Source organism: Rhodococcus sp. A14, from assembly GCF_011603105.1.
In the GTDB taxonomy this organism is placed as follows: Bacteria; Actinomycetota; Actinomycetes; order Mycobacteriales; family Mycobacteriaceae; genus Rhodococcus_F; species Rhodococcus_F opacus.
In genome coordinates this window covers 137,746-161,561 of sequence record NZ_JAAOQS010000002.1, presented here as the reverse complement: position 1 = coordinate 161,561, position 23,816 = coordinate 137,746, and the positions used below count along the sequence as shown (strand labels likewise).

The window sequence follows — 23,816 nt, the reverse complement described above, 5'->3', positions numbered from 1 at the left end:
GGACAGGAGGGCCCGTGAACACCGAGAAGCAAACCGAGAAGCTCGAGACCCTGGTGACAACCGTGGCGTCCCGGCTCACGCCTGTCGATGCGGTCTCGTTCAAGCCCGTGGCCACCCGCGTGTTGCAGGATCTTGTGGAGCATTTCGAGGTCGACACCAGCTTCCTCCGGTTCACCGACCACGACATCGCCGCGACGGTCCTGATCGCGGAATACCCACTCCGGCCCTTCATCCCCGACCCCGACCCGCTCGGCGTCGTCTATTTCAAGGACGCCGACTCGACGTTCGCCCAGATCGAGCACCAGAAGGAAGTGGCCATCTTCCGGCCGGAGGTGTCCGGTCCGGATTACAACGAGCGGGTCCGCGAGGCGTCCGGAGTGCCACAGGTGTCGCTCGCGGCCGTTCCGCTGCTGTCCGGTGAGACGACGACGGGCACGCTCGGATTCATCAAGTTCGGCGACCGCGACTGGACGCCGCCAGAGCTCGACGTCCTCAAGGCCATCGCCGCGTTGCTCGCCCAGGTCCAGGCACGCATCGTCGTCGAAGAGCAGTTGCGCTACTCGGCCGACCACGATTCCCTCACCGGACTCAGTAACCGGCGCGCGCTCTACCACCACCTGGACACTCGCCTCGCCGAGTCCGAACCCGGGCCGGTCGCCATCCTGTTCCTCGACCTGGACCGGCTGAAGCCTCTCAACGACTTCTTCGGTCACGGAGCCGGCGACGGGTTCATCTCCACGATCGCGGACCGGCTCAGATCGAGCAGCGAGGCCGACGACCTCGTCTCCAGGCTGGGCGGCGACGAATTCGTGCTCGTGCTTGGCGGATCGGTCGGTTTGCAGGAGGCGGAGGCGCGGGCGCAGCGCATCCGCGACGTAGTGACCGAGCGGGTGCGTCTCGGCCGCGAGGTCGTCAGTCGCAGTGTCAGCATCGGTGTCGCGGCGGGATATCCAGGTAAGGCCACCACAAGTTCACTTCTCAGCCAGGCGGACCAGGCCGTCATGGTCGCGAAGACCAAGGGCGGTAACGCGATCAGCGTCTTCACGGACGAGATGCAGGAGGAGAGCGAGAAACGCAACATGATCGAGCTCAGTCTGCGTGCGGCCATCGCGGACGAGTCGCTGTTCCTCGAGTACCAGCCCGAGGTCGACCTGCGGACCGGCCGCATCATCGGGGTGGAGGCTCTGGTGCGGTGGAATCACCCGCTGCTCGGTTTGCTGCAGCCGGCGTCGTTCATCGACGTCGCCGAGGCGACGAATGTGGCGGGGGAGCTCGGGCGCTGGGTGATCCGGAAGGCCTGTCGCCAGTGGGCCGACTGGCGGTCGCAGGTTCCCGAACTGGATCTGGATCTCCGCGTCAACGTCTCGCCGGGGCAGTTGGCCGGTCTGGATTTTCTCGACGTCGTCGCGAATGCGTTGACGGAATTCGACCTTCGGAAGGGCGCGCTGTGCCTGGAGATCACCGAGAACGCTGTGCTCAGTGACCTGACCTGGACGCGTGAGGCGCTCGAAGGGCTGCACGCGATGGATGTCGAGGTCGCGATCGACGACTTCGGCACCGGGTACAGCTCCCTCAGCCACCTCAAGGCGCTGCCGGTCGGGACGCTGAAGATCGACAAGGGCTTCGTGATGAACCTCGACAGCAATGCGGGGGACCGGGCGATCGTGAAGTCCATCATCGGCCTTGCCGAATCGTTCGGCCTGGAGCTGGTCGCGGAGGGCGTCGAGAACGTCGAGTCGGCCCGGCAACTTCTCGACATGGGTTGCCATCGGGCGCAGGGCTTCTTGTTCAGCCGCCCGGTCTCGGCGGAGAAGATCGGCAAGTTGCTGGTCGCGGGAGCGATCGAGGTCGGGCTGTAGGTAGCCCGTGCCGCATTAACTATACCGAAAGTTTGGTTTAATTCGTTTAAAATAATGCAAGTCATTTGATTGCGGCCATAACAGACTCGGAGTATGTTTTTAGTAATCAGTTCCGGGGCTCGATCGGATCGACGCCGCGGCGGGTGGGTTCCGAGCATGGGTTTGGCCAATGTGCGAATGTGGAAGCGATGTCGAAGCGCTGAGTGTGTCCGAGAGGACCCAGCTCCTCATTAGATCCGAATGTGCACGTGTCCGAACGGGGGCGGGAGTACCGACGATCCCCGGCCGTGCCGTGCCCGAGCCTCCGCCTCGACGACCGGACTGGGAGCGTTCGTACTTTCGCGCTGCGTTCTGCAGCGATCTCCTCTGCGTCTTGGCTGCGGACCTCTTCGTCACCGTCGCCTATCGCCACCTCTCTCTCGGGTCTGTTGGGGCGTGGCAGGGGGGGCTCGCAGTTGCGGTCGCGGTTCTCGTTCTCTCGATGCTCTCCCTGGCTCTGGCGCATGCATGGGATCCACGCGTTCTCGGCAGCGGTGCCGAGGAAGTGCACAGGGTCGGACGAGCGTATGTCTGGGCCATCGCAGTGATGGCTGTTGCCGGGTATGCCCTCGGCACCTCGAACGGGCACTCGTGGGTGTTCGGCGCTCTTCCGCTCGCGGCCGCACTCTCGGTGCTCGGACGCTATGTGCTGAGGCTGGAACTGCGCAGACGCCGGAGATCGGGGGGCAATCTGCGCTCCGTCCTCGTGGCCGGCGACGTCGCGGAAGTGCTCGAATTGATCAAACGAACGCCTGATATCTCACAGGCCGGGTGGCGCGTCGACGCTATCTGCCTGGCCGATGTGAGACCGGGTGAAGAGCTTCCGCTTGCAATCGAGGGCATTCCGGTGATCGGGACGGAGAAGGACATCGTCGGAATCGCGAGGCTGCATTCCTTCCAGGCGATTGCGGTTCTCCCCTCGAGCGGCTGGACCCCCACTCGAACCGAGCGGCTCAGCTGGGAACTCGAGGGCACCGGAACCGACCTTCTGATCGCGCCCGTGCTCATGGATGTGGTCGGTCCGCGCCTGCATATAGCGCCTGTCGCGGGAGTTCCGTTGATGCAGTTGAGCGCGCCGACGTATTCGGGCCCGGCATGGGTCATCAAGAATGTTCTCGATCGGATCTTCGCTCTCGTTCTCGTCATCGGCATCGCTCCGGTTCTTCTGATGATCGCCTGTGCAATTCGCGCCAGCAGTCGTGGTCCGGCGTTGTTCAAACAGACCCGCGTGGGGCGGGACGGCGCGCTGTTCACGATGTACAAGTTCCGCAGCATGGTGGTGGGTGCCGAAGGGCGAATCCGTGAGCTCGCGGCGTTCGACGAGGGCGCCGGCGTGATGTTCAAGATTCACGACGATCCCCGGGTCACACGTGTCGGCAAGTTCATTCGCCGCTACTCACTCGACGAGTTGCCGCAGTTGTTCAATGTCGTGACGGGCAGCATGTCCTTGGTGGGCCCACGTCCACCGCTGGAGTGCGAGGTGGCGCGATACGGCGACGACGGTGCGCGGCGTCGGCTGTTCGTCAAACCGGGACTCACGGGTCTGTGGCAGGTGAGTGGCCGGAGCAACCTCAGCTGGGAGGAGTCGGTGCGTGCCGACTTGCATTACGTCGAGAACTGGAGCCCCACGCTGGATTTGCTGATCCTGTGGAAGACGACTCGCGCAGTGCTTCGGCCGAGCGGCGCCTACTGAGGGTGCGTCGACTCCGAGTCGGCCATCGGGTCGCGGGGATGTGGAGGGCGGTCGTCCTTTCGGGACTTGTAGTCGGCGTTCCGACAAGACAGCGTTACAGACTCGGGGTATGTTTAGGTCCGGCGCAGGCCGAGCTCGGCAGCCTCGCGGCGGCCGGCCACCATCCACGGTGGAAGGCGGCCGTGCCGCGGGACAACGGGGCGTCCTGGGACTTCGAGGACGTCCGCGATCACTACGTGCGGACGCTGTTCGGCGAGGAACCGTCGACGGTCCGCTGGAGCGACCCCGAGCGGTACCTCGCCCCTTGGTCGGGCCGCCGTCTGCGAGGTGTTCGCGGCAACTCTCGGTTACTGGCGACGGCCCGATTCGGGATGCGACGGCGCCCTGGTGCTCGCACTCCGCGACCTCGAACCCGGCGCCGGGTGGGGGCTGCTCGACTCCGACGGCAGGCCGAAGGCGCTGTGGTTCGTGATGCGGCGGATGTCGCTGCCGGTCGCCGTCCTCCTCGCCGAGGACGGACTGGACGGACTGCGGATCGACGCGGTCAACGACTCCGACCACACGGTCGTGGGGGAGTTGCGGGTGCAAAGTGCACACCCGCACGGGTTCCCGGGCGTTCGACGTCACCGAACCGGTGACCCTCGCCGGGCACGCGGCCCGCCGGTGGTCGCTCGATACGGTGCTCGGGCGTTTCACCGACGCGACACACGTCCACCGCTTCGGCCCCCGCAGCTACGAGAGCGTGACCGTCACCCTGTCGAGCGAGGGCGGTGTCGTCGCCGAGTCCGTGCACCTCGTCGGCGGACCTGCACGGGCCCTCGAACGCACCGTCGGCCTGACGGCGGTGGCGCGGCAGGCGGCGCCTGGAGACTGGGTCGTCGACGTCGGAACCGACGGCGCTGCCCAGTACGTCCACCTCGAACTCCGCGGCTTCGAACCGGCGGACTCCTGGTTCCACCTGCCGCCCGGCGGAGCACGGATCGTGCCGGTGCGCAGGACCGGGACAGCGGACGTGGTGACCGGGCACGTGCGGGCGCTGAACTCGGTGGCCGTCGCACCGGTCGTGCAGGTCTGCACCTGATACGGACCCCGGTCCGTCCGTGTGCGATATCGACTAGGCTGGCTCAGTCCGCAACTGGCCGCTCGTCCCGGCCCGAGCTGTTCGCCGGCAGTTCGTCATCACTGCTCAGGAGTGCGTCGTTGTCTTCCCCGCTCATCGCTGCCGAGCCCTCGTCCGACACCCCGCTCGCCGGTCTGGCGAAGATCGCGCTGGGCGACGCCGTCATCGCGCAGGTGACCGAGGCGCTCGGGCGGCATCACCTCGACATCGTCGCGCCCGCACCCGCCCGGCCGTTCGTGGCCGCGGCTCTCGCCGAGCGCACCCATCTGCTGCTGGTCACCGCGACCGGTCGCGAGGCCGACGACCTCACCGCCGAACTGCAGGAGATGATCGGCGACGCCGTGGCGCAGTTCCCGTCGTGGGAGACGCTGCCGCACGAACGGCTGTCGCCGAGCGCCGACACGGTCGGTCGCCGCGTGGAGGTGCTCCGCAGACTCGCGCGCCCGGACGACCGCTCGTACGGGGCCCCGCTCCAGGTCATCGTCACCACCGTCCGTTCGCTGGTGCAACCCATGGCCCCCGGTCTCGGTGAGATCGAACCCGTCACGCTGCGCGTGGGTGTCGAGCACGACTTCGACGGGCTGATCCAGCGGCTCGTCGAAATGGCGTACACGCGCGTCGACATGGTGGGCAAGCGCGGCGAGTTCGCCGTCCGCGGCGGCATCCTGGACCTGTTCTCACCCACCGCGGATCATCCCGTGCGCGTCGAATTCTGGGGCGACGAGGTCACCGAGTTGCGCGCGTTCTCCGTCGCGGATCAGAGGTCGCTGCCCGAACTCGACATCGACGCCGTGATCGCCCCGCCGTGCCGCGAACTGCTGCTCACCGAGGACGTCCGCGACCGCGCCGCGCAGCTCGCGGTCGACAACCAGGCCGACGCCGCGCTCGTCGAGATGCTCGACAAGATGTCGGCCGGCATCCCGGTGGAGGGCATGGAGGCACTGCTGCCCGTACTGCGGCCGGGGCAACTCCAGTTGCTCACCGACGTGCTGCCCGAGAGCGCACACGTGCTGCTGTGCGATCCGGAGAAGATCCGGACGCGCGCCACCGACCTGGTGCGCACCGGTCAGGAGTTCCTCGAGGCGTCGTGGACGGCGGCCTCGATCGGCGGCGCCGTCCCGCTCGACACCTCGGTGCTGAAGGGCGACGGCATCGACCTCGGCGCCTCCGCCTACCGTTCGCTCAGCCAGGTCCGTGAATCCGCGGAGACCACGGGTCTGCCGTGGTGGACGCTGAGCCCGCTCGCGTCCGGCAACGGCGAGGAACTGGAGCTGGCGGTCACGCCGGCACCGCAGATCCGCGGTTCCGACGACCTGCTGTCGGAACTGTTCGTGAGCCTGCGCGCCCACGTCACCACCGGCGGGCGGGCCGTCATCGTGGTCGCGGGCGCCGGCACAGCGCATCGCGTGCTCGAGCGTCTGCGCGAGGCCGAGGTACCCGCGGCGGAACTCGCGCCCGGTACCGAGCCCCCGCGGGGCAAGGTCGGGGTGCTGCGCGGTTCGCTCCACGACGGCCTGGTCTTCCCCGGCGACGCCTCCACCGCCGGACTCGTCATCGTCACGGAGGCCGATCTCACCGGCAACCGGGTGGCCGCGGTCGGCGACGGCAAGAGGCTGCCGGCGAAGCGCCGCAACCAGGTGGACCCGCTCGCTCTGACCGCCGGGGACATGGTGGTGCACGACCAGCACGGCATCGGACGATTCGTCGAGATGGTCGAACGCACCATCGGCGGCGCGCGGCGCGAGTACCTCGTGATCGAGTACGCCGCCAGCAAGCGCGGACACCCGGGCGACCGTCTGTTCGTTCCCATGGAGTCGCTCGACCAGCTGTCGCGGTACGTCGGCGGCGAGCTGCCCGCGCTGAGCAAGCTCGGCGGTTCCGACTGGGCCAACACCAAACGCAAGGCGCGCAAGGCGGTTCGTGAGATCGCCGGTGAACTCGTCCAGCTGTATGCGGCGCGGCAGGCCGCACCCGGTCACGCGTTCGGCCCGGACACCCCGTGGCAGAAGGAGATGGAGGACGCCTTCGCGTTCACCGAGACCCACGACCAGCTGACGGTCATCAGCGAGGTCAAGGCCGACATGGAGAAGGCGGTCCCGATGGACCGCGTCGTCATCGGCGACGTCGGCTACGGCAAGACCGAGATCGCGGTGCGCGCGGCATTCAAGGCCGTGCAGGACGGCAAGCAGGTGGCGGTCCTGGTGCCGACGACGCTGCTCGCTCAGCAGCACCTGCAGACGTTCACCGAGCGCATGGCGGCGTTCCCGGTGACGGTGCGCGGGCTCTCCCGCTTCACGGATGCGGGGGACTCCAAGGAGATCATCGCCGGCATGGCGGACGGCGAGATCGACGTCGTCGTCGGCACGCACCGGTTGCTGCAGACCGGGATCCGGTGGAAGGACCTGGGCCTCGTCATCGTCGACGAGGAACAGCGCTTCGGTGTGGAACACAAGGAGCACATCAAGGCGCTGCGCACCCACGTGGACGTTCTCACGATGTCGGCCACGCCGATCCCGCGAACGCTGGAGATGAGCATGGCGGGCATCCGCGAGATGTCCACGATCCTCACGCCGCCGGAGGAGCGGCACCCCATCCTCACCTATGTCGGCGCGTACGCCGACAAGCAGGTGGCCGCGGCCATCCGACGGGAACTGCTCCGCGACGGGCAGGTGTTCTACGTCCACAACCGGGTCAGCTCGATCGACAAGTCGGCCCAGCGGATCCGCGACCTCGTCCCCGAGGCGCGGGTCGTGGTGGCGCACGGGCAGATGAACGAGGACACGCTCGAGCGGACCGTGCAGGGCTTCTGGGAACGTGACTACGACGTGCTGGTGTGCACCACCATCATCGAGACGGGTCTCGACATCTCCAACGCCAACACGCTCATCGTCGAACGCGCCGATTCCCTCGGCCTGTCGCAGCTGCACCAGTTGCGCGGTCGCGTCGGGCGTAGCCGGGAACGCGGCTACGCGTACTTCCTGTACCCGCCGGAGAAGCCGCTCACGGAGACGGCCTACGACCGCCTCGCGACCATTTCGCAGAACTCCGACCTCGGTGCCGGCATGGCGGTCGCGATGAAGGACCTCGAGATCCGCGGCGCCGGAAACGTGCTGGGCGCCGAGCAGTCCGGTCACGTCGCGGGTGTCGGGTTCGACCTGTACGTGCGGCTGGTGGGGGAAGCGGTCGAGGCGTTCCGGGCGGCCGCCGACGGCAAGCCGATCACGACGGAGGACGCTCCGAAGGAGGTCCGTATCGACCTGCCCGTCGACGCGCACATCCCTCCCGATTACGTCACCAGCGACCGTCTCCGGCTCGAGGGGTACCGCAAGCTCGCGGCGGCCACCGAACTCGACGGCATCACGGCCGTGGTCGACGAACTCGTCGACCGGTACGGACCGCTCCCCGAGGAGGTCCGCCGACTGGTTTCGGTGGCCAAGCTGCGCCTGCTGGCCCGCGAGTACGGACTCGAGGAAATCGCCGTGGTCGGGACGCAGCTGAAGATCGCGCCGATGGCCCTGCCCGACTCGAAGCAGTTGCGTCTCAAGCGGATCTACCCGAGCGCGCAGTACCGTGCCACCACCGGGATGGTGCAGCTGCCGCTGCCCCGGGCAGGGTCGGGCGGAATAGGCGCGGAGCGGGTGCGGGACGTGGAGTTGCTGCAGTACATTGCCGATTTCGTGCTCGCGCTGGACGGCAAGGCTGCCGGGTCCGTGGTGATGGAGGCCTGACCCGATGACGGTGGTCCTGCTCGATCCGTTGCGGCCCACGACGCTCCCGATGCAGGCCGTCGGGGTGGTCGGTGACGGAGTGGAGTTCACCGACGAGGTACCCGAAGCCGTGCGGACGTTGCTGACCGAAGCACCTGGGGCCGCCGTCCTGGTCAGTACCGATCCCGACCACCCCACTGTGCGCGAGTGGGTGGCGTCGGGGTCCCGGGTCATCGCGGCACCGAAGGTCCCGGGCGACAACCTCGTCGAGGCCGCCGAGGTGATGGATCGACTGTGGAGTTACGGCGGCTGGGAAGTGACGCAGACGCACCGCACCCTGTCGCACTACCTCGTCGAGGAGACGTACGAGGTGCTCGACGCGATCGAGTCGTCCGAACCCGGCGATCTCCGGGAAGAACTCGGAGACCTGCTGCTGCAGGTCCTGTTCCATTCGCGCATCGCGTCGGCGTCGGGCAATTTCGACGTGGACGACGTAGCCGCGACCCTGGTGGCCAAGCTCGTGCACCGCAGCCCCCACCTCGGGGAAGACGTCGTCGGGCCGATCGACATCGCGGAGCAGGAACGGGCATGGGAGATCCGGAAGGCGGCGGAGAAGGCGCGGAGTTCCTGCCTCGACGGCGTCGCGATGAGCCAGCCCGCAGCGTCCCTCGCGGCGAAGGTAATCGCCCGCGCGCGCAAGGCCGGCCTGCCGTCCGAACTCGTGCCCGACGAGCTCGAGTCCGGTCTGGTAGCTGAGGCAGAGGCCGAGACGAGACTCCGGGCGGCGACGCACGCGTTCATCACCCGGATCCGGGTAGCCGAGAACGCGGCGCGTGCACAGGGGAAGGCCTCCCTCGGAGCGGCGGACTGGGCGGGTCACTGGCCGTCGTGAGGGCGGCCGTTCCGCGCAACCTCGAGAGAGGTTTACCTGCCGCTGCGGCCACCCATTCGCCGCTCACGAGCACTACCGCGAGGGCACGTCCTGTGCACTGTGCGACTGTCCGCGGTTTCGGCGGCCGCTTGCTCGGGTGATCCGGAAGCTTTTCGGCCGCTGACCGCGATCCGCGCACGGTAGCGGTGCGGATCGGGCAAGCGATGTCGAACGTTCGTGCTTGCCTGTCTGCCTTACGGTGACGACGGAAACATACCATGGGTATCATTCTGCACTGTATTTCAGTATGCACGTCGTGCAAAGATGGACGTCTGGATACTTTGAATTCAAGAATTCACTGACAGCAGGCGGCAGTTCGGGTGGTGACGATGGGACATCGGACAGCCGAGCGGGTGGGGACGTCGTCGAGCGCCGAGGCCGTGTGGAGAGGCGGTCTGTGTGCGATCGCCGTCGCATTCATCGTCCCATCGCTGCTGTTCGCGATGGGTTGGTGGTCGGGATGGGATGGAGCGTTCACGACGATCGTGATTGCCGACGTGAGTTTGCTGGTGTTCGCCGTGCTCGCCACCGCGTGTGCCGCCTGGGCTGCCTGGGTAGGGCGGGGCGCGGTGCGCCACAGCTGGTCGGCGTTGGCAGGTGGGCTGGCGGCCTGGTCGGTCGGTCAAGGCATCTGGTGCTACTACGTGGTGAACGAGGGAAGTGATCAGATACCGTTCCCCTCCGCGGCGGCTGCGGCGTATCTGTTGTTTCCGGTCGGCGCATGCGCGGCGTTGTTGCTGTTCCCGGCCGGTGACAGCGGACAGTCCCGTACCCGGCTGATTCTGGACGGAATCATCGTGGCCGGTTCACTGTTCGTGGTGTCGTGGGTGAGCGTGCTCGGCAGCGTGTACCACGCGGGGAGCGACACACCGGCAAGCCTCGTGTCGTCCCTCGCCTATCCTGTCGCGGACCTGGTGATTGCGACGATGGCGATTGTGGTGCTGACCCGAGCGCGGGCCGGGCAACGCCTGACCCTGGGATTGCTGTGCATCGGGATCATCCTGATGGCATTGTCTGCCAGCGCAGTCTCCTACCTGACCGCGCTGGGCACCTATCGCAACGGCGGTGTGACAGACCTGGGCTGGGTGGCCGCCTTCGTCGCGATCGGGCTGGCGGCGCTGTCGAGCACCCGCACACCGTCACCCGAACCGGTCCCGGTGCAGATTCCGTCCCGGGCACGATTGTGGTTGCCGTACGTTCCGTTGTTGCTGGCCGTTGCCGTCGGCCTGCAGCGGGAGCTGCCCGGGCTGGGTTCCGGCCCGATTCCCGCTGCGATCATGGTCCTGGTGTCGGCCTTGCTGGCACGGCAGTTCATCGTGTTGGCCGAGAACCGGCGGTTGTTGCTCACCGTGGCCCGACAGGCCTTTCGCGACCGACTGACCGGACTGGCGAACCGTGCGTTGTTTCTCGACCGTCTCGACCAGGCAGTGCAGCGACAACGGCGGGAACGGTCACCGATCGTGGTGTTGTGTGTGGACCTCGATGATTTCAAGACAGTCAACGACAGCCTCGGCCATCCCGCAGGGGACGAGCTGTTGATCCGCGTTGCCGAACGGCTCACCGGGTGCGTGCGGAGCACCGACACCGTAGCCCGGCTCGGAGGTGACGAGTTCGCGGCCCTGGTCGAAGGGAGCGTCGAGGATGCCCTGTCTGCTGCGGATCGGGTGCTGGAGGCCTTCATCCCGCCGTTCGTCATCGACGGTGTCGCGCTCTCCATCCGTCCCAGTATCGGGCTGACCATTGCCGCATCCGAGGTCCCCGACGCGACGACCGAGAGCCTGCTCAAACAGGCAGATTTGGCAATGTACGCGGCCAAACGCGGCGGCGGTGGCTGCCTTCGCAGTTTCATGCCGAATGCGGCCGGCTTCGACGAGTTCGACGGGCGGCCCTGTGTCGACCATCCCACCTCCCGCACCGTCGACACCGGGCCGGGGGAGATCGAGAACCTGCCTCGAGCCGCGGAACCCGTAACAGAGCAGCCTCTCTCGGGCCGGCGTGCCGCAACTGGAATGACGTCGGCACACAGCCGAACACGGCCGTTTCGGACGGGCTGGGTGTCGCCACCAGGTCGGTCACGGCGCGGTGTGATGGCGGTGCTCGGGATTCTGCTGATCGGTGCGGTCTCGTACGCGATCTCGATCGCGGTGGGTGATCGGGCTGGCTGGATCGTGCTGCGCGAGGCGCTCTACGACGGATTGACGCTCTCGGTCGCCTTCATGGTCGCCGCTCGCGCGTGGTGGGTGCCGGCCGAGCGCCAGGCGTGGTGGCTGATCGCGCTGGGGCTGACGAGCTGGTGCGTGGGCGATGTCGTGGCGATGTCGTGGGTGCCCGAGGGCCAGTCCCCATCCGTGGCCGATCCGCTGAAGTTGGCGTTCTACCCACTCGTCTATACCGGGCTGGTGTTGCTCCTCCGTGCGCGAGCGCGGCGACTACCGGCGGAGATCTGGTTGGATGCCGTCACCGCCGGGTTGACGCTCGCGGCTCTGGCGGCGGCCCTCGCATTCGGTCCGATCGAGTCGGTGGCGAGCGGGTCACCCGCAGCGGTGATCGTCGGGCTGGCGTACCCGGTGGGAGACGTGCTGCTCCTCGCGCTTGCGGTCGGAGCGCTCGCGGTGCTGGGTTGGCGTGCCGAGCAGCGGTGGGTGCTGCTGGTTGCGGGGTTCATGCTGTTTGCGGTGGCCGACACCTTTTACCTGTTCCGCAGTGCTGACGGCTACGTCGAGGGCACGTGGATCGATGCGCTCCCGCACATCGCGGTGCTGCTGGTGGCCTTGGCCAGTTGGCGGGCCCCCGGCCGACGGCGATCCAATCAGCTTCCCGGACTGGCTATCTGGGTCCCCCCACTGGTGTGCACCGCTGCATCGGTGGGCCTGCTGGTGCTCGACCACGATGCGCGGCTGTCGCGGCTCGCGGTGGTTCTCGCCGCGCTCACCCTGGTCGCGGTCGCGGCCCGATTCGCGGTGACGTTCCGTGAAGTGGTCGTCCTGGCCGACAGCCACCGCGAGGCGAGGACCGACGACCTCACGAACCTGGCAAACCGGCGGGCGATCACGGCCGCGTTGACGGCCGAATACTTCGACCATGTGGCGCAGCCGGCCGGGCAACCCCACCGCCCGGGTCCCGGCTTGCTGCTGATGGATCTGGACCGGTTCAAGGAGATCAATGATTCTTTCGGACGGTACGTGGGCGATCAATTGCTGCGCCAGGTCGCGGACCGGCTGGCGCGGTCGGTGCGACCGGGTGATCTGCCGGCCCGGATCGGCGGAGACGCGTTCGCGGTCCTACTCCCGTCCGGGATCGACCTTACGGAAGCCCGTGCGCTGGCTGGTCGTCTCCTCGAAGCGTTGCGCGAGCCGTTCCACCTCGATGAGATCACCGTTCACGTCGAGGCGAGCATCGGAATCGCCCTCTGCCCGCAACATTGCGCCAACCCCCAGGACTTGCTTCAGCGCGCCGGAGTGGCGATGTATCGGGCCAAGTGCGGCCGTCGCGCGCTCGAGGTGTACGACGCCGCCGAGTACCAACGCAGCATCGAGGAGAGGCAGTCCATCGAGGAGTTGCGCACAGCGATCGCCGGCGACGAGCTCACGTGCTATTACCAACCGAAGGTCAGCGCGTGCGACGGGCAGGTGCACAGCGTCGAGGCTCTCGTTCGATGGGAACACCCTCGCCACGGCCTACTCCTGCCCGATCAATTCCTTCCTCATGCCGAACAGTCGGGCCTGATGCGGCCACTGACAACGAGAGTCCTGGAGCTTGCTCTGGGTCAAGCGCGCACCTGGCTCGATCGCGGGGTATCGCTGACCGTCGCGGTGAACCTTTCGGTCACGAATCTGCTCGACGCAGACCTGGTTGCCGAGATCGACCGGCTCTTGAAGGACTTTCGACTACCCGCCGACGCACTCATTCTCGAGATCACCGAAAGTGTCCTGATGACCGACTACATGCGCGCCAGAAGGGTGGTCGAGGCGCTGCAGGGTCTCGGAATCGGATTGTCGATCGACGACTACGGCACCGGGTGGTCCTCCCTTGCCTATCTGCAGGACCTTGCCGTCGATGAGCTGAAACTCGACCGGGTCTTCGTCGCCCGCCTCGCCAGCGACCCTCGATCCGTCGCGATTGTGCGATCGACCGTGGAGCTCGCACACAGCCTGGGCGCGTCTCTGGTCGCCGAAGGTGTCGAAGACGAGGAAACCCTGAGGGCCCTGCGTCGATACGGCTGCGACGTCACCCAGGGGCATTACCACGGCCGCCCGCTGCCTCCCGACCAGCTCGACCTTCGGTTGCTCGGCCGGCACCGTTGATGCGATACGACTGTCCGGTGCGTTGATCGGGAGGCTCTACGTGAACAGGCCCTGACCCCAGTACTGCCCCTCGGCGAGGCCGGGCGGGCAGGCGAAGAGGGCGGAACCGACGTGCTGGATGTACTCGTTCATCGCGTCGTTCCTGGACAGGTTGAGCTGCATCGGCACGAACTGTTCCTGTGGGTTGCGGCAGTAGGCGATGAAGAAGAGTCCGGCGTCGAGGTGGCCGAAACCGTCGGAGCCGTCGGTGAAGTTGTATCCACGACGCAGGATCTGGATGCCGCCGAGTTCCTGAGCGGATGCCAGTCGCACGTGCGCGTCGACGTCGATGACGGGGTCGTGACCCTTCTTGGAATCGAAGTCGAGTTCGTCGAATTCCGCCTTGCCGCTCAGCGGGGCGCCGGTGCCCTTGGACCGTCCGATCACGCGTTCCTGCTCGCCGAGCACGGTGCGATCCCACTGCTCGATGAGCATGCGGATCCGCCGCGCCACGAGGTACGCGCCGCCGCCCATCCACGCCTGGTCGTCGTCGGACGCCACCCACACGTGCTGGTCGAGGACGCCGGGTTCCTCGGCCTTGATGTTGTTCGTTCCGTCCTTGAACCCGAACAGGTTTCGCGGCGTGTCCTGGGTGGTCGACGTCGACGAGGTGCGGCCGAACCCCAGCTGCGACCACCGGACGGAGGCCGTCCCGAACGCGACGCGCGCCAGGTTGCGGATGGCGTGCACGGCCACCTGCGGGTCGTTGGCACACGCCTGGATCGCGATGTCGCCGCCGCTGCGCGCCGGATCCAGGTTGTCCGCCCGGAAGTGCGGAAGGTCGACGAGCGCGGCAGGCTTCTTGGACGCGAAGCCGAACCGGTCGTCGAACAGTGAGGGTCCGAACCCGATGGTGAGCGTCAGCTGGGACGCCGGCAGGCCGAGCGCCTCCCCGGTGTCGCTGGGCGGAACGTAGGCTCCGTCGCCGATGGCACCGTCCGGGGTGGCCTCCTCGCCCGCGGTCATCCGCTCGGCCATCACGGTCCACTTCTTCAGCAGTGCTTCGAGTTCCTCACGGGACTTCGTGGTGACGTCGAACGCCACGAAGTGCATCCGGTCCTGCGCGGGCGTCACGATGCCCGCCTGGTGTTCGCCCCGGAAGGCGACGACGTCGCCGTGCGAGAACGGTGGTTCGGCGGCGGTGGCGCGCCCGACCAGTGCACCGGCGCCGGCGAGGGCGGCTCCCGCCCCGACGGCGCCGAACAGACGTCGTCGGGACATTCCCCTGCGCTCGTCCACCGAGGTGGTCGTGTCGGGTGTTCCGGTCGGATCAGTCATGATCATGCGCCTGCTACCACGCCCTGAACCTGGCTGACCTCGGCCGAGAGGGCGTCGATCTTGCGCGACAGTTCCTGGCGCTGTTGTTCGTCGACAGTGTCGTAGAAGACGAACCCGTCACCCTGGCGGTATTGAGCGAGTTCGGCATCGAGGTCCGCGAAACGCTGGGTGATGTTCGCGGCCAGTTCGGGATTGCGTTCGTCGATGATCGGCTGCAGTGCGGCGACCGCGGCCTGCGAGCCGTCGACGTTGGCCTGGAAGTCCCACAGGTCGGTGTGCGAGAAGATGTCTTCCTCACCGGTGATCTTCGACGTCGAGATCTCGTCGAGCAGTCCCTGCGCGTCGCCGGCGATCTTGGTGGGATCGATCGTGTAGTCCTCGGCGTTCACCTGGTCGGCGAGGTACTGGACGTCGACGACGAGTTGGTCGGCGATCGCGTTGGTGTCGGGCTGGGGACCGGTGACCCACAGATCCTTCTCGAGCCGGTGGAAGCCCGTCCATTCCTGCCCGGGTTCGAGGTCGGCCTCCCGCAGGTCGAGCTTGGGGTCGAGTTCGCCGAAGCTCTCCGCCTCGGGCTCGATGCGCTCGTAGTAGGTGCGGGAGACGGGGAAGAGTGCCTTGGCCTGATCGATGTTGCCGGCCTTGACGGCGTCGACGAACTGCTGCGTGGTGTCCTGCAGGGCCACGACCTGACTGCGGATGTAGCGGCGGTAGCCGTCGGCGGCCTCGGCGAGCTGTCCGCTCTCCTCGGAGGCGCTCATCGAGTCTCCGGTGACGGTGAACTCCTGGCGGATGCCGTCGCCGACCATGCCGGGCTTGCATGCGAGCTGGTAGGTGCCGGCGTCGGGCAGCGACACGATGAGCTGGCGGGTGAGGCCGGGACCGATGTTCTCGACCTCGCCCATCGCCCGGTCGCCCTCGGCGAATACGTAGAACTCGGTGACCTTGGTGCCGTTGTTCGTGACCTGGAACGTGCTGTTCCCGGTGGTCCCGGAGTCGGCGCTGACGTCACACGTGTCGTCGCTCGCGGTAACGGTGATGTCGTCGGTGCTTGCGGTCGACTTCTCCGTGCAGCCGGCGAGCGCCAGCGGCAGTACGGCGACCGAGGCGAGGGCGAAGGTGGTTCGGCGCTTGGTCTTCATGGGCGGAAGGTGCCTTTCATGAAACGGTCTCGTCGGGGGTGGGGGAAGCGGTGCGCTCGGGTGCCGCGGGGGCCGGTGTGGGTGCGGAGACGGGCCGGAGGAACAGGAACAGGACCACGACGACGTACACGACCCAGGCGACGGCCTGCAGGACCGTCGGGTCGGGCCGGAAGTTGAAGATGCCTGCCAGGACGGTGCCGTACCAGCTGGACGCGTCGTAGCCGTCCGAGATGTCGAAGGCGAGTGCCGAGCCGCCGGGCAGGACTCCGCCGATCTGCAGGGCATGGATGCCGTACCCGAGGATTCCGGCGGCGACGATGATCAGGAAGATGCCGGTGTATTTGAAGAATTTCGCGAAGTCGAGCCGGACGGCGCCGAAGTACAGCAGGACCGTGAGGGCCGCGGCGGCGACGATACCGAGCAGGAGGCCGACTAGGGGCCAGGCGCTACCCGCTGTGTTCTCGGCGTACCCGACCATCAGGAGCGCCGTCTCGACGCCTTCCCGGCCGACGGCGAAGAACGCGAGGGTGAGCACCGCGATGGGCCCCGCGACCAATGCTTTCTCCATGCCCGCCTTGAGGTCGTGGGAGATGGTCCGCGCGGCCTTGCGCATCCACAGCACCATGACGGTGACGATCGCGACCGCGACGAGGGACGCGACGCCGGCGATGACCTCCGCGGTGAGTCCGGTGACGGTGGACGTTCCGTAGTGGATGACGAGAAAGATCGCGGCCACCATCGCGACGGCGATGCCGACGCCGAGCCAGACCCACTTGAGTGCGTCCTTGCGCTCCGCTTTCACGAGGAACGCGGCAAGGATCATGACGACGATGCCAGCCTCGAGGCCCTCGCGCAGACCGATCAAACCACTGCCGAACAGCTGTGTGGCGATCGACGGCGCGGTCCCTGCGGCGAGGACTGACATGCACACTCCTGGGCGAGACGGGGTCGAGTCGAGTGGTCCGCAAGGTTGGGTAGGCAAACTTGCGGTAGGCAAGGCGAACCTTAGCCCTGAAGAAAAACATACACCGCGCCTACTTATCCGAAGAAGCCCTCACCAGCACTTTTACAACCCTTTACCTTTGCTGTGTTGCCTCGTCGCGGCCCGGCGCCGTGCGGGGGCCGTCCCGCGTGGCTGGGATCGACCAGTTTCGTGTGGATGATGGAGACGTGAACCGATATCCCGCGCGGCCGAAACGTCGTTCCCGATGGCCCGGACCGCTGTTCGCTCTTCTCGCGGCGACGGTGGTCGTGGTTCTCGCCTACGGCGCGTGCTCGCGGGAGCAGCAACCGAGGATCGCGATTCCGGAAGGCATCCCACCCGGGCCCGGCGCGGCGACCCCGCCGATCGACATCAACGCACCCGGGCGTTCGGCGGATCAGCTGCACGGATGGTCTGCCGGGCTGGCCGACTCGGTCGGCGTCGGGAGTACCGCGCTCGAGGCGTACGGCTACGCGGCGACGGTGATGGCCGAGACGAAGCCGGAATGCGGAATCGGGTGGACCACCCTCGCCGGAATCGCGAGTGTGGAGAGCCGGCACGGCACCCACGCCGGTTCGGCGGTCGGGCCCACCGGTCAGGTGACGCCCGAGATCCGGGGTATCCCCCTCGACGGGGGGCCTGGTGTCGCCGAAATCCCCGACACCGACGGCGGGGCGATGGACGGTGACCCCGTGCACGACCGCGCGATGGGTCCCCTGCAGTTCATTCCCGAGACGTGGAAGCGGTGGGGAGTCGACGCGAACGGTGACGGCGTGGCCGACGCCGACAACATCGACGACGCGGCGCTGACCGCCGCCCGCTACCTGTGCGAGCGTGGCGGCGACCTCACCGCGGCGGAGGGCTGGCAGTCGGCGCTGATGGCCTACAACCTGTCGGGGGAGTACCTCACGCTGGTGCGCGACCGGGCGTCCGCCTACTCGGTCGGGGTTCGCCCGTAATCCTTCCACCACCCCTTTGTGACGTGATCGGCGCCACATCGATGGATGTCGTGCGGGCGGCTCGCCGTCCGCGGGGCGCGCCATCCCGCGCCGGTTTCGGTGTGCCGTTACGCTGTGTGCTGGCACGATCTGGTGTCCCTGGCACGATCGGACCGGTCGATGCACAGTGCGAAGCCCATATAAGGAGAATCAGCAAGTGTCCATCATTGAGCAGGTCGGAGCCCGTGAGATCCTCGATTCCCGTGGTAACCCCACGGTGGAGGTCGAGGTGCTGCTCGACGACGGAAGTTTCGCTCGCGCCGCGGTCCCGTCAGGTGCATCGACCGGTGAGCACGAGGCCGTCGAATTGCGTGACGGCGGCGACCGGTATGGCGGCAAGGGTGTCGAGAAGGCCGTCGAGGCCGTCCTGAGCGAGATCGCTCCGGCCATCATCGGGATCGACGCCACCGAGCAGCGGACCGTCGACCAGGCCCTGCTGGACGCCGACGGCACCCCGGACAAGTCGCGTCTGGGCGCCAACGCGCTCCTGGGTGCGTCACTGGCGGTGGCCCGCGCGGCCGCCGAGTCGTCGGGTCTGGATCTCTTCCGTTACGTCGGTGGCCCCAACGCCCACGTCCTTCCCGTTCCGATGATGAACATCCTCAACGGAGGTGCGCACGCCGACACCGGTGTCGACGTCCAGGAGTTCATGGTCGCCCCGATCGGTGCCGCCACGTTCAAGGAGTCGCTGCGCTGGGGCGCCGAGGTGTACCACGCCCTCAAGTCGGTGCTCAAGGAGAAGGGCCTGGCCACCGGTCTCGGTGACGAGGGCGGCTTCGCCCCCGACGTCGCGGGCACCAAGGAAGCACTGGACCTGATCAGCGTCGCCATCGGTAAGACGGGCCTGGTCCTGGGCACCGACGTGGCACTCGCACTCGACGTCGCCGCCACCGAGTTCTACACCGACGGCACCGGCTACAAGTTCGAGGGCAGCAACCGGACCGCGGCCGAGATGTCGGCGTTCTACGCCGAGCTCGTCGATGCCTACCCGATCGTGTCCATCGAGGACCCGCTGGACGAGGACGACTGGGACGGCTGGGTCGCCCTGACCGATCAGATCGGCAACAAGGTGCAGCTCGTCGGTGACGACCTGTTCGTCACCAACCCGGAGCGTCTGGAAGAGGGCATCGTCAAGGGTGCCGCGAACGCTTTGCTGGTGAAGGTCAACCAGATCGGCACGCTGACCGAGACCCTCGACGCCGTCGACCTCGCGCACCGCAACGGCTACAAGACGATGATGAGCCACCGGTCCGGTGAGACCGAGGACACCACCATCGCCGACCTCGCGGTCGCCGTGGGCAGCGGTCAGATCAAGACCGGTGCCCCCGCACGCAGTGAGCGCGTCGCCAAGTACAACCAGCTGCTGCGCATCGAGGAGAACCTGGGCGACGCCGCCCGCTACGCCGGCGAGGTCGCGTTCCCGCGGTTCGCGTTCGAAGGCTGACGTTCGACAGTCGAGTAAGGGGTGTTGGGGTAGGTGGCACAGCGCGGCAGGCCGCGGTCGTCCGGAGCAAGTCCGGGCGGCCGGGGCTCCGGGCGGGGTGAGCGGGTCCGCGGAAACCGGGCGGACGGCGCTCCGGGCGGAGCGCGGCGTCCCCGTACCACCAAGTCGACGACGCCGGGGCAGGCTGACGGCAAGCCGGACGCCGTCGACGGCGCCGACACCGGCAAGGTGCTTCCCGGTCGCGCCCGCCCGAGACGGGTGGGCGCGGCCGGGGCCGCCCGCACAATGCGCTCCGAGCACACGATCCTCGGACTGTCGACGGGCCGGGCGCTCGTCCTCGTCATGGTCGTGCTGCTTCTCGCGCTCACCCTCGCGGTTCCGCTGCGCAACTACCTCACCCAGCGTGGGGAAGCGGACCGTGTTGCGGCGGAACAGGTTCAGCTCGAGAAGGATCTGCAGGAACTGCGGATACTCGAGGAGCGCTACTCCGACCCCGCCTACATCGAGGCGCAGGCACGCGGCCGGCTCCGGTGGGTGAAGCCCGGCGACACCCCGTTCCAGGTGCAGCTGCCCGGCGACTACAAGGAACCCGAGAAGCCGGAGGAGAAGGACGCCGAGATGGCGGGCCCCTGGTACTCCGACCTGTGGAAGACCATTTCAGAACCGCCGGCCGCGCCCGAGGTGCAGCCGGCACCGGCTCCGGCGCCCCCTGTGGTGCCGCCGCCCGTACCGCCAGAACCAGGAGAACCCACCGGGTGACCACTTCGTCCGACCCGTCCAATCCCGTGCCGCAGGAAGACCTCGACGCCGTCGCCGCCCAGCTGGGCCGCGAACCGCGTGGAGTGCTCGAGATCGCGTACCGCAGTCCCGACGGCACGCCCGGCGTCGTGAAGACCGCGCCCACACTTCCGGACGGAACACCGTTCCCGACGCTGTACTACCTGACCGATCCGCGACTGACCGCGGAGGCCAGCCGGCAGGAGTCCGCGGGGGTGATGCGTGAGATGACCGAGCGTCTCGGGCAGGACCCGGAACTCGCGGCCGCGTACCTGCGCGCCCACCAGTCGTATCTCGCCGAACGTGACGCCATCGAGCCCCTCGGAACGGACTTCACCGGCGGCGGAATGCCCGAGCGCGTCAAATGCCTGCACGTGCTGATGGCCCACTCGCTGGCGAAGGGACCGGGCGTCAACCCGCTGGGCGACGAATCGGTGGCCCTCGCCGCGTCCGCGGCAGGCGGAAAGCTGAGGGGCACCGCGATCCCCGCGGACTGGCCCGGCATCGACGACGTCGAAAGTCCCGAGCAGTGACCCGCGTCGCCGCCGTCGACTGCGGCACGAACTCCATCCGCCTGCTCGTCGCCGACGTCGACGACCAGGGCGCACTGCACGACGTATGTCGCGAGATGCGCGTCGTCCGGCTGGGACAGGGCGTGGACGCCACCGGGCGCCTGGCGCCCGAGGCCATCGAACGCACCCGGGTCGCGTTGAGCGAGTACGCCGGCATGATCGCCGACGCCGGGGCCACCGCCGTCCGCATGGTCGCCACGTCCGCCACCCGCGACGCGTCCAATCGGGAGGACTTCTTCTCGATGACCCGCGAGGTGCTGGGCGCCGTCATCCCCGGCGCCGGGGCCGAGGTCATCACCGGCGACGAGGAAGCACGGCTGTCGTTCAACGGAGCGGTCGGGGAGCTCGATCCGTCGCAGGGACCGTTCGTGGTCGTGGACCTCGGCGGCGGTTCCACCGAAGTGGTCCTGGGCGACGAATCCGGCGTCCACGCCGCCTTCTCCACCGACATCGGATGCGTGCGCATCACGGAGCGCTGCCTCCACGACGATCCGCCGACACCCGCACAGGTCGAGGAGGCCCGCGCGTTCGCGCAGGAACGCCTGGACGAGGCGTTCGCGCGTGTCCCCGTCGAACAGGCCCACACCTGGGTGGGCGTCGCCGGAACGATGACCACCATCGCCGCGCTCGCCGAAGAACTGCCCGAGTACGATGCCGAGCGGGTGCACCTGTCCCGCATCCCGATGCCCCGGCTGCGCGAGGTCTGCAACTCGCTGATCGCCATGACCCACACCGAGCGGGCCGCCCTCGGCCCGATGCACCCGGGCCGGGTCGACGTCATCGGCGGCGGCGCGATCGTGACCCTGGCACTGGCCGACGCATTCGAGAAGAAGGCGGGCATCGACCAACTCGTCGTCAGCGAACACGACATCCTCGACGGAATCGCATTGTCGATCGCCTGAGCTAGGGTGATCTGCGCACGGTCGCCGAGTCGGCGGCCGGTAGCCCCTATAGCCCAATTGGCAGAGGCAGCGGACTTAAAATCCGCACAGTGTCGGTTCGAGTCCGACTGGGGGCACCACCACCATGCAGGCGTGCTTGCGCGGCGGGTCAGGGCGTTCGGGCAAGTTCCGCCCGCATCTGGGTGAACAGGAACAGCCCGGGGCGTCCCGAGATCTGCTCGTACGCGTGCACGACGTCGTCCATGAACTCGGGCACGGCTGCGTCGTCGAGGTTCGTGGTCCAGTCGGTGGACCCGACGGTGCACCACCGCGCGAATTCCTCCCGGGAACCGAAATCCCATTCGACGTCGCGCACGACGAGGTCGGTGGTGTCGAGTCCTGCCGCCTTCGCGACGTCGCGGAACTTCTCCGGTTCGACGTGGATGAACGGCGCCGTGAAGTCGGTGAAGAACTCCGCCCATCGCGGGCCCGCCGCCACGGCCATCAAGACGTCTTCGACACTGGTCCGCGGGCCGGCGCACACCATCTGGATGATCACCCGTCCGCCGTCCACGACGCTGCGGGCGATCCCGGCCAAGGCCACCTGCAGGTCGGGGACCCAGTGCAGGGCGTTGAACGACACCGCGACGTCGAACTCGGCGTCGAACGGGAGGCCACGTGCGTCGGCAATGCGGAACTCGGCGCGGGTGCCGTCCGGCAACACTCGCGATTGGGCTTTCGCGATCATCCGCGGCGACGCGTCCACTCCGACCACCGAACCGCCGGGAAGCCGTTTGGCGATGCGGAGCGTGACGAATCCGTCGCCGCATCCCACGTCGAGCAACCGTTCACGGCCCGCGAGGGCGAGTTCCGCGATCGATGTCTCCGCGACGGCGCGCTGGAGGGCGCCGACATCGGCGTAGCCTTCGCCGTCCCAGTCGACCATGACGGCGGCGGCCCGGCTTCCTCAGGCTCCCTGGTGGTGCGGGCTCGAGTGTGCGCCGCCGCCGGATCGTGCGATGGACGCGCGGACGCGGGCCGTGGCCTGCCAGATCTGGGTGCTGTCGTGGACGCTGATCACCGGTATGCCCTGTTCACGAGCATTCTGAACGGTCAGCGCGTCCTGGGGTGAGCCGACCCCGTCGAGGACGTCCTCGGTGACGATCGCGCAGAGCGCGGGGCCGTCCATCTTCCGGACGGGCTCGAGTCCGTGGACCACCATCCACTGCTTGACCATCGCCCAGTGCGACACCTCTTTGTACCGCGTGGGGTTGCCGATGAAGAGAACCCGACGGGAGCGGCGGGCGCGAGCGATATCGATGTGCGTGACGGTAGCCATGGCGGAGGGTTCCTGTCCGTTGCGGGATTCCGTACTGTCAATCCCCGCTCGCAGCGGTTTCGTTACGCGTTGGTCCAAGAAGTTCGCCATTCCCGCGTACGTGAGTAAGAAAGAGTGCTCGAACACGCTTTGCCGCTCACGTACGCACGGTCCGTCAACTGCCGAACGGGCTGCCGGACGAGCCTCCGCCGCCCGGCCCGGATGTCTCGGTGACGGTGACGATGGTGGGTTCGACGGTGCCGTTGGTCAGCGGCGGAATGCTTCCCCACTGCTCGAACGACGGCACGCTCGAGCAGGACCATTGCACCGCGTACTTGCCGGGGTCGACGGTGGCCTTCAGCTCGCCGTCGTCTCCGCCCATCACGACGGTCGGGCCCACGGTGGCGGCCGGCAGGGTTCCGTCGACGGGGACGATGTTCATCACGCACACCACTGCCCCGGACACGTCGTACCGGACGTCCATCACCACGGCATTCCCGTCGACGCCGATATCGACCGTGACGTCTTCGGGTGCCGCGGACGCGGTGGGTGCGGCGAGTAGACCCGCGCCGGCGACAGCGGCGGCGATACCTACGGTTCGTGCAATCGTGACCTTCATCGGTGCATCCTTCCGGACTTCTTTGTTGCCGGTTGATACGAGGCAAGAGCCACCCGGGAGTATCGCACCTCGAACCCTCATCTGCTGGGATGTGGAAGGTGGAACACTGCTGG

16 protein-coding genes, 1 tRNA gene and 1 pseudogene are annotated in these 23,816 nt (G+C 67.6%); 12 read left to right on the top strand and 6 right to left on the bottom strand.

Annotated elements, in window-relative coordinates; genetic code table 11:
* Nucleotides 1-14: 14 nt before the first annotated feature.
* The 6 genes and pseudogenes from G9373_RS01980 to G9373_RS01955 all read left to right on the top strand — a co-directional run bounded on the left by G9373_RS01980 (nucleotide 15) and on the right by G9373_RS01955 (nucleotide 13,653).
* Entirely contained in the window at nucleotides 15-1,859 is a 1,845-nt protein-coding gene (locus G9373_RS01980; protein ID WP_054246039.1) for a bifunctional diguanylate cyclase/phosphodiesterase, read from the top strand.
* 373 nt (nucleotides 1,860-2,232) lie between these two features.
* Nucleotides 2,233-3,591: a sugar transferase gene (locus G9373_RS01975; protein WP_240960299.1), complete on the top strand. Its 1,359-nt coding sequence runs from the start codon at nucleotides 2,233-2,235 to the stop codon at nucleotides 3,589-3,591.
* A gap of 125 nt (nucleotides 3,592-3,716) precedes the next feature.
* A pseudogene (locus tag G9373_RS01970) lies at nucleotides 3,717-4,672 on the top strand (glycosyl hydrolase); the annotation flags it as partial.
* 119 nt (nucleotides 4,673-4,791) lie between these two features.
* Entirely contained in the window at nucleotides 4,792-8,439 is a 3,648-nt protein-coding gene (gene mfd, locus G9373_RS01965) for a transcription-repair coupling factor (RefSeq protein WP_167113706.1), read from the top strand.
* A gap of 4 nt (nucleotides 8,440-8,443) precedes the next feature.
* Complete coding sequence (locus G9373_RS01960; protein ID WP_054246036.1) at nucleotides 8,444-9,310, top strand: MazG family protein; 867 nt, start codon at nucleotides 8,444-8,446, stop codon at nucleotides 9,308-9,310.
* 368 nt (nucleotides 9,311-9,678) lie between these two features.
* A complete protein-coding gene (locus G9373_RS01955; RefSeq protein ID WP_054246064.1) occupies nucleotides 9,679-13,653 on the top strand; it encodes a bifunctional diguanylate cyclase/phosphodiesterase in 3,975 nt (1,324 codons plus the stop codon).
* A 36-nt stretch (nucleotides 13,654-13,689) separates the two neighbouring features.
* On the opposite strand, the gene efeB is transcribed toward G9373_RS01955, so the two are convergent.
* Genes efeB through efeU form a run of 3 tightly spaced genes read right to left on the bottom strand, consistent with a single transcriptional unit; the run spans nucleotide 13,690 to nucleotide 17,037 of the window.
* Nucleotides 13,690-14,970 carry an iron uptake transporter deferrochelatase/peroxidase subunit gene (gene efeB, locus G9373_RS01950; protein ID WP_182623823.1) on the bottom strand — a complete coding sequence of 427 codons (1,281 nt, stop codon included), beginning with the start codon at nucleotides 14,968-14,970 and terminating at the stop codon, nucleotides 13,690-13,692.
* A gap of 2 nt (nucleotides 14,971-14,972) precedes the next feature.
* On the bottom strand, nucleotides 14,973-16,112 hold the full coding sequence (gene efeO, locus G9373_RS01945; protein WP_005572551.1) for an iron uptake system protein EfeO: 1,140 nt from the start codon (nucleotides 16,110-16,112) through the stop codon (nucleotides 14,973-14,975).
* Nucleotides 16,113-16,128: 16 nt separating this feature from the next.
* Nucleotides 16,129-17,037: an iron uptake transporter permease EfeU gene (gene efeU / locus G9373_RS01940; protein ID WP_005255611.1), complete on the bottom strand. Its 909-nt coding sequence runs from the start codon at nucleotides 17,035-17,037 to the stop codon at nucleotides 16,129-16,131.
* Between the two features lie 245 nt (nucleotides 17,038-17,282).
* On the opposite strand from efeU, the gene G9373_RS01935 reads away from it, so the two are divergent.
* The 6 genes from G9373_RS01935 to G9373_RS01910 all read left to right on the top strand — a co-directional run bounded on the left by G9373_RS01935 (nucleotide 17,283) and on the right by G9373_RS01910 (nucleotide 21,906).
* On the top strand, nucleotides 17,283-18,053 hold the full coding sequence (locus G9373_RS01935) for a lytic murein transglycosylase (RefSeq protein WP_005255613.1): 771 nt from the start codon (nucleotides 17,283-17,285) through the stop codon (nucleotides 18,051-18,053).
* A 196-nt stretch (nucleotides 18,054-18,249) separates the two neighbouring features.
* A complete protein-coding gene (eno, locus tag G9373_RS01930; RefSeq protein WP_005238851.1) occupies nucleotides 18,250-19,536 on the top strand; it encodes a phosphopyruvate hydratase in 1,287 nt (428 codons plus the stop codon).
* A 33-nt stretch (nucleotides 19,537-19,569) separates the two neighbouring features.
* Complete coding sequence (locus G9373_RS48055) at nucleotides 19,570-20,295, top strand: septum formation initiator family protein (RefSeq protein WP_005255615.1); 726 nt, start codon at nucleotides 19,570-19,572, stop codon at nucleotides 20,293-20,295.
* The gene (locus G9373_RS01920; protein ID WP_005255623.1) at nucleotides 20,292-20,846 is read left to right on the top strand and encodes a DUF501 domain-containing protein; all 555 of its coding nucleotides are present in this window, start codon (nucleotides 20,292-20,294) and stop codon (nucleotides 20,844-20,846) included. The genes G9373_RS48055 and G9373_RS01920 overlap by 4 nt, the downstream gene beginning before the upstream one ends.
* Entirely contained in the window at nucleotides 20,843-21,787 is a 945-nt protein-coding gene (locus G9373_RS01915) for a Ppx/GppA phosphatase family protein (protein WP_167113703.1), read from the top strand. Before G9373_RS01920 ends, G9373_RS01915 begins: the two co-directional genes overlap by 4 nt.
* A gap of 42 nt (nucleotides 21,788-21,829) precedes the next feature.
* Nucleotides 21,830-21,906: transfer RNA gene (locus G9373_RS01910), tRNA-Leu, on the top strand.
* A gap of 29 nt (nucleotides 21,907-21,935) precedes the next feature.
* On the opposite strand, the gene G9373_RS01905 is transcribed toward G9373_RS01910, so the two are convergent.
* The 3 genes from G9373_RS01905 to G9373_RS01895 all read right to left on the bottom strand — a co-directional run bounded on the left by G9373_RS01905 (nucleotide 21,936) and on the right by G9373_RS01895 (nucleotide 23,703).
* Nucleotides 21,936-22,712 carry a class I SAM-dependent methyltransferase gene (locus G9373_RS01905; RefSeq protein WP_005255625.1) on the bottom strand — a complete coding sequence of 259 codons (777 nt, stop codon included), beginning with the start codon at nucleotides 22,710-22,712 and terminating at the stop codon, nucleotides 21,936-21,938.
* A 21-nt stretch (nucleotides 22,713-22,733) separates the two neighbouring features.
* Nucleotides 22,734-23,105 carry a hypothetical protein gene (locus G9373_RS01900; RefSeq protein ID WP_005255626.1) on the bottom strand — a complete coding sequence of 124 codons (372 nt, stop codon included), beginning with the start codon at nucleotides 23,103-23,105 and terminating at the stop codon, nucleotides 22,734-22,736.
* A gap of 154 nt (nucleotides 23,106-23,259) precedes the next feature.
* Nucleotides 23,260-23,703, bottom strand: coding sequence for a hypothetical protein (locus G9373_RS01895; RefSeq protein WP_005255627.1), 444 nt, complete (start codon nucleotides 23,701-23,703; stop codon nucleotides 23,260-23,262).
* Nucleotides 23,704-23,816: the final 113 nt, after the last annotated feature.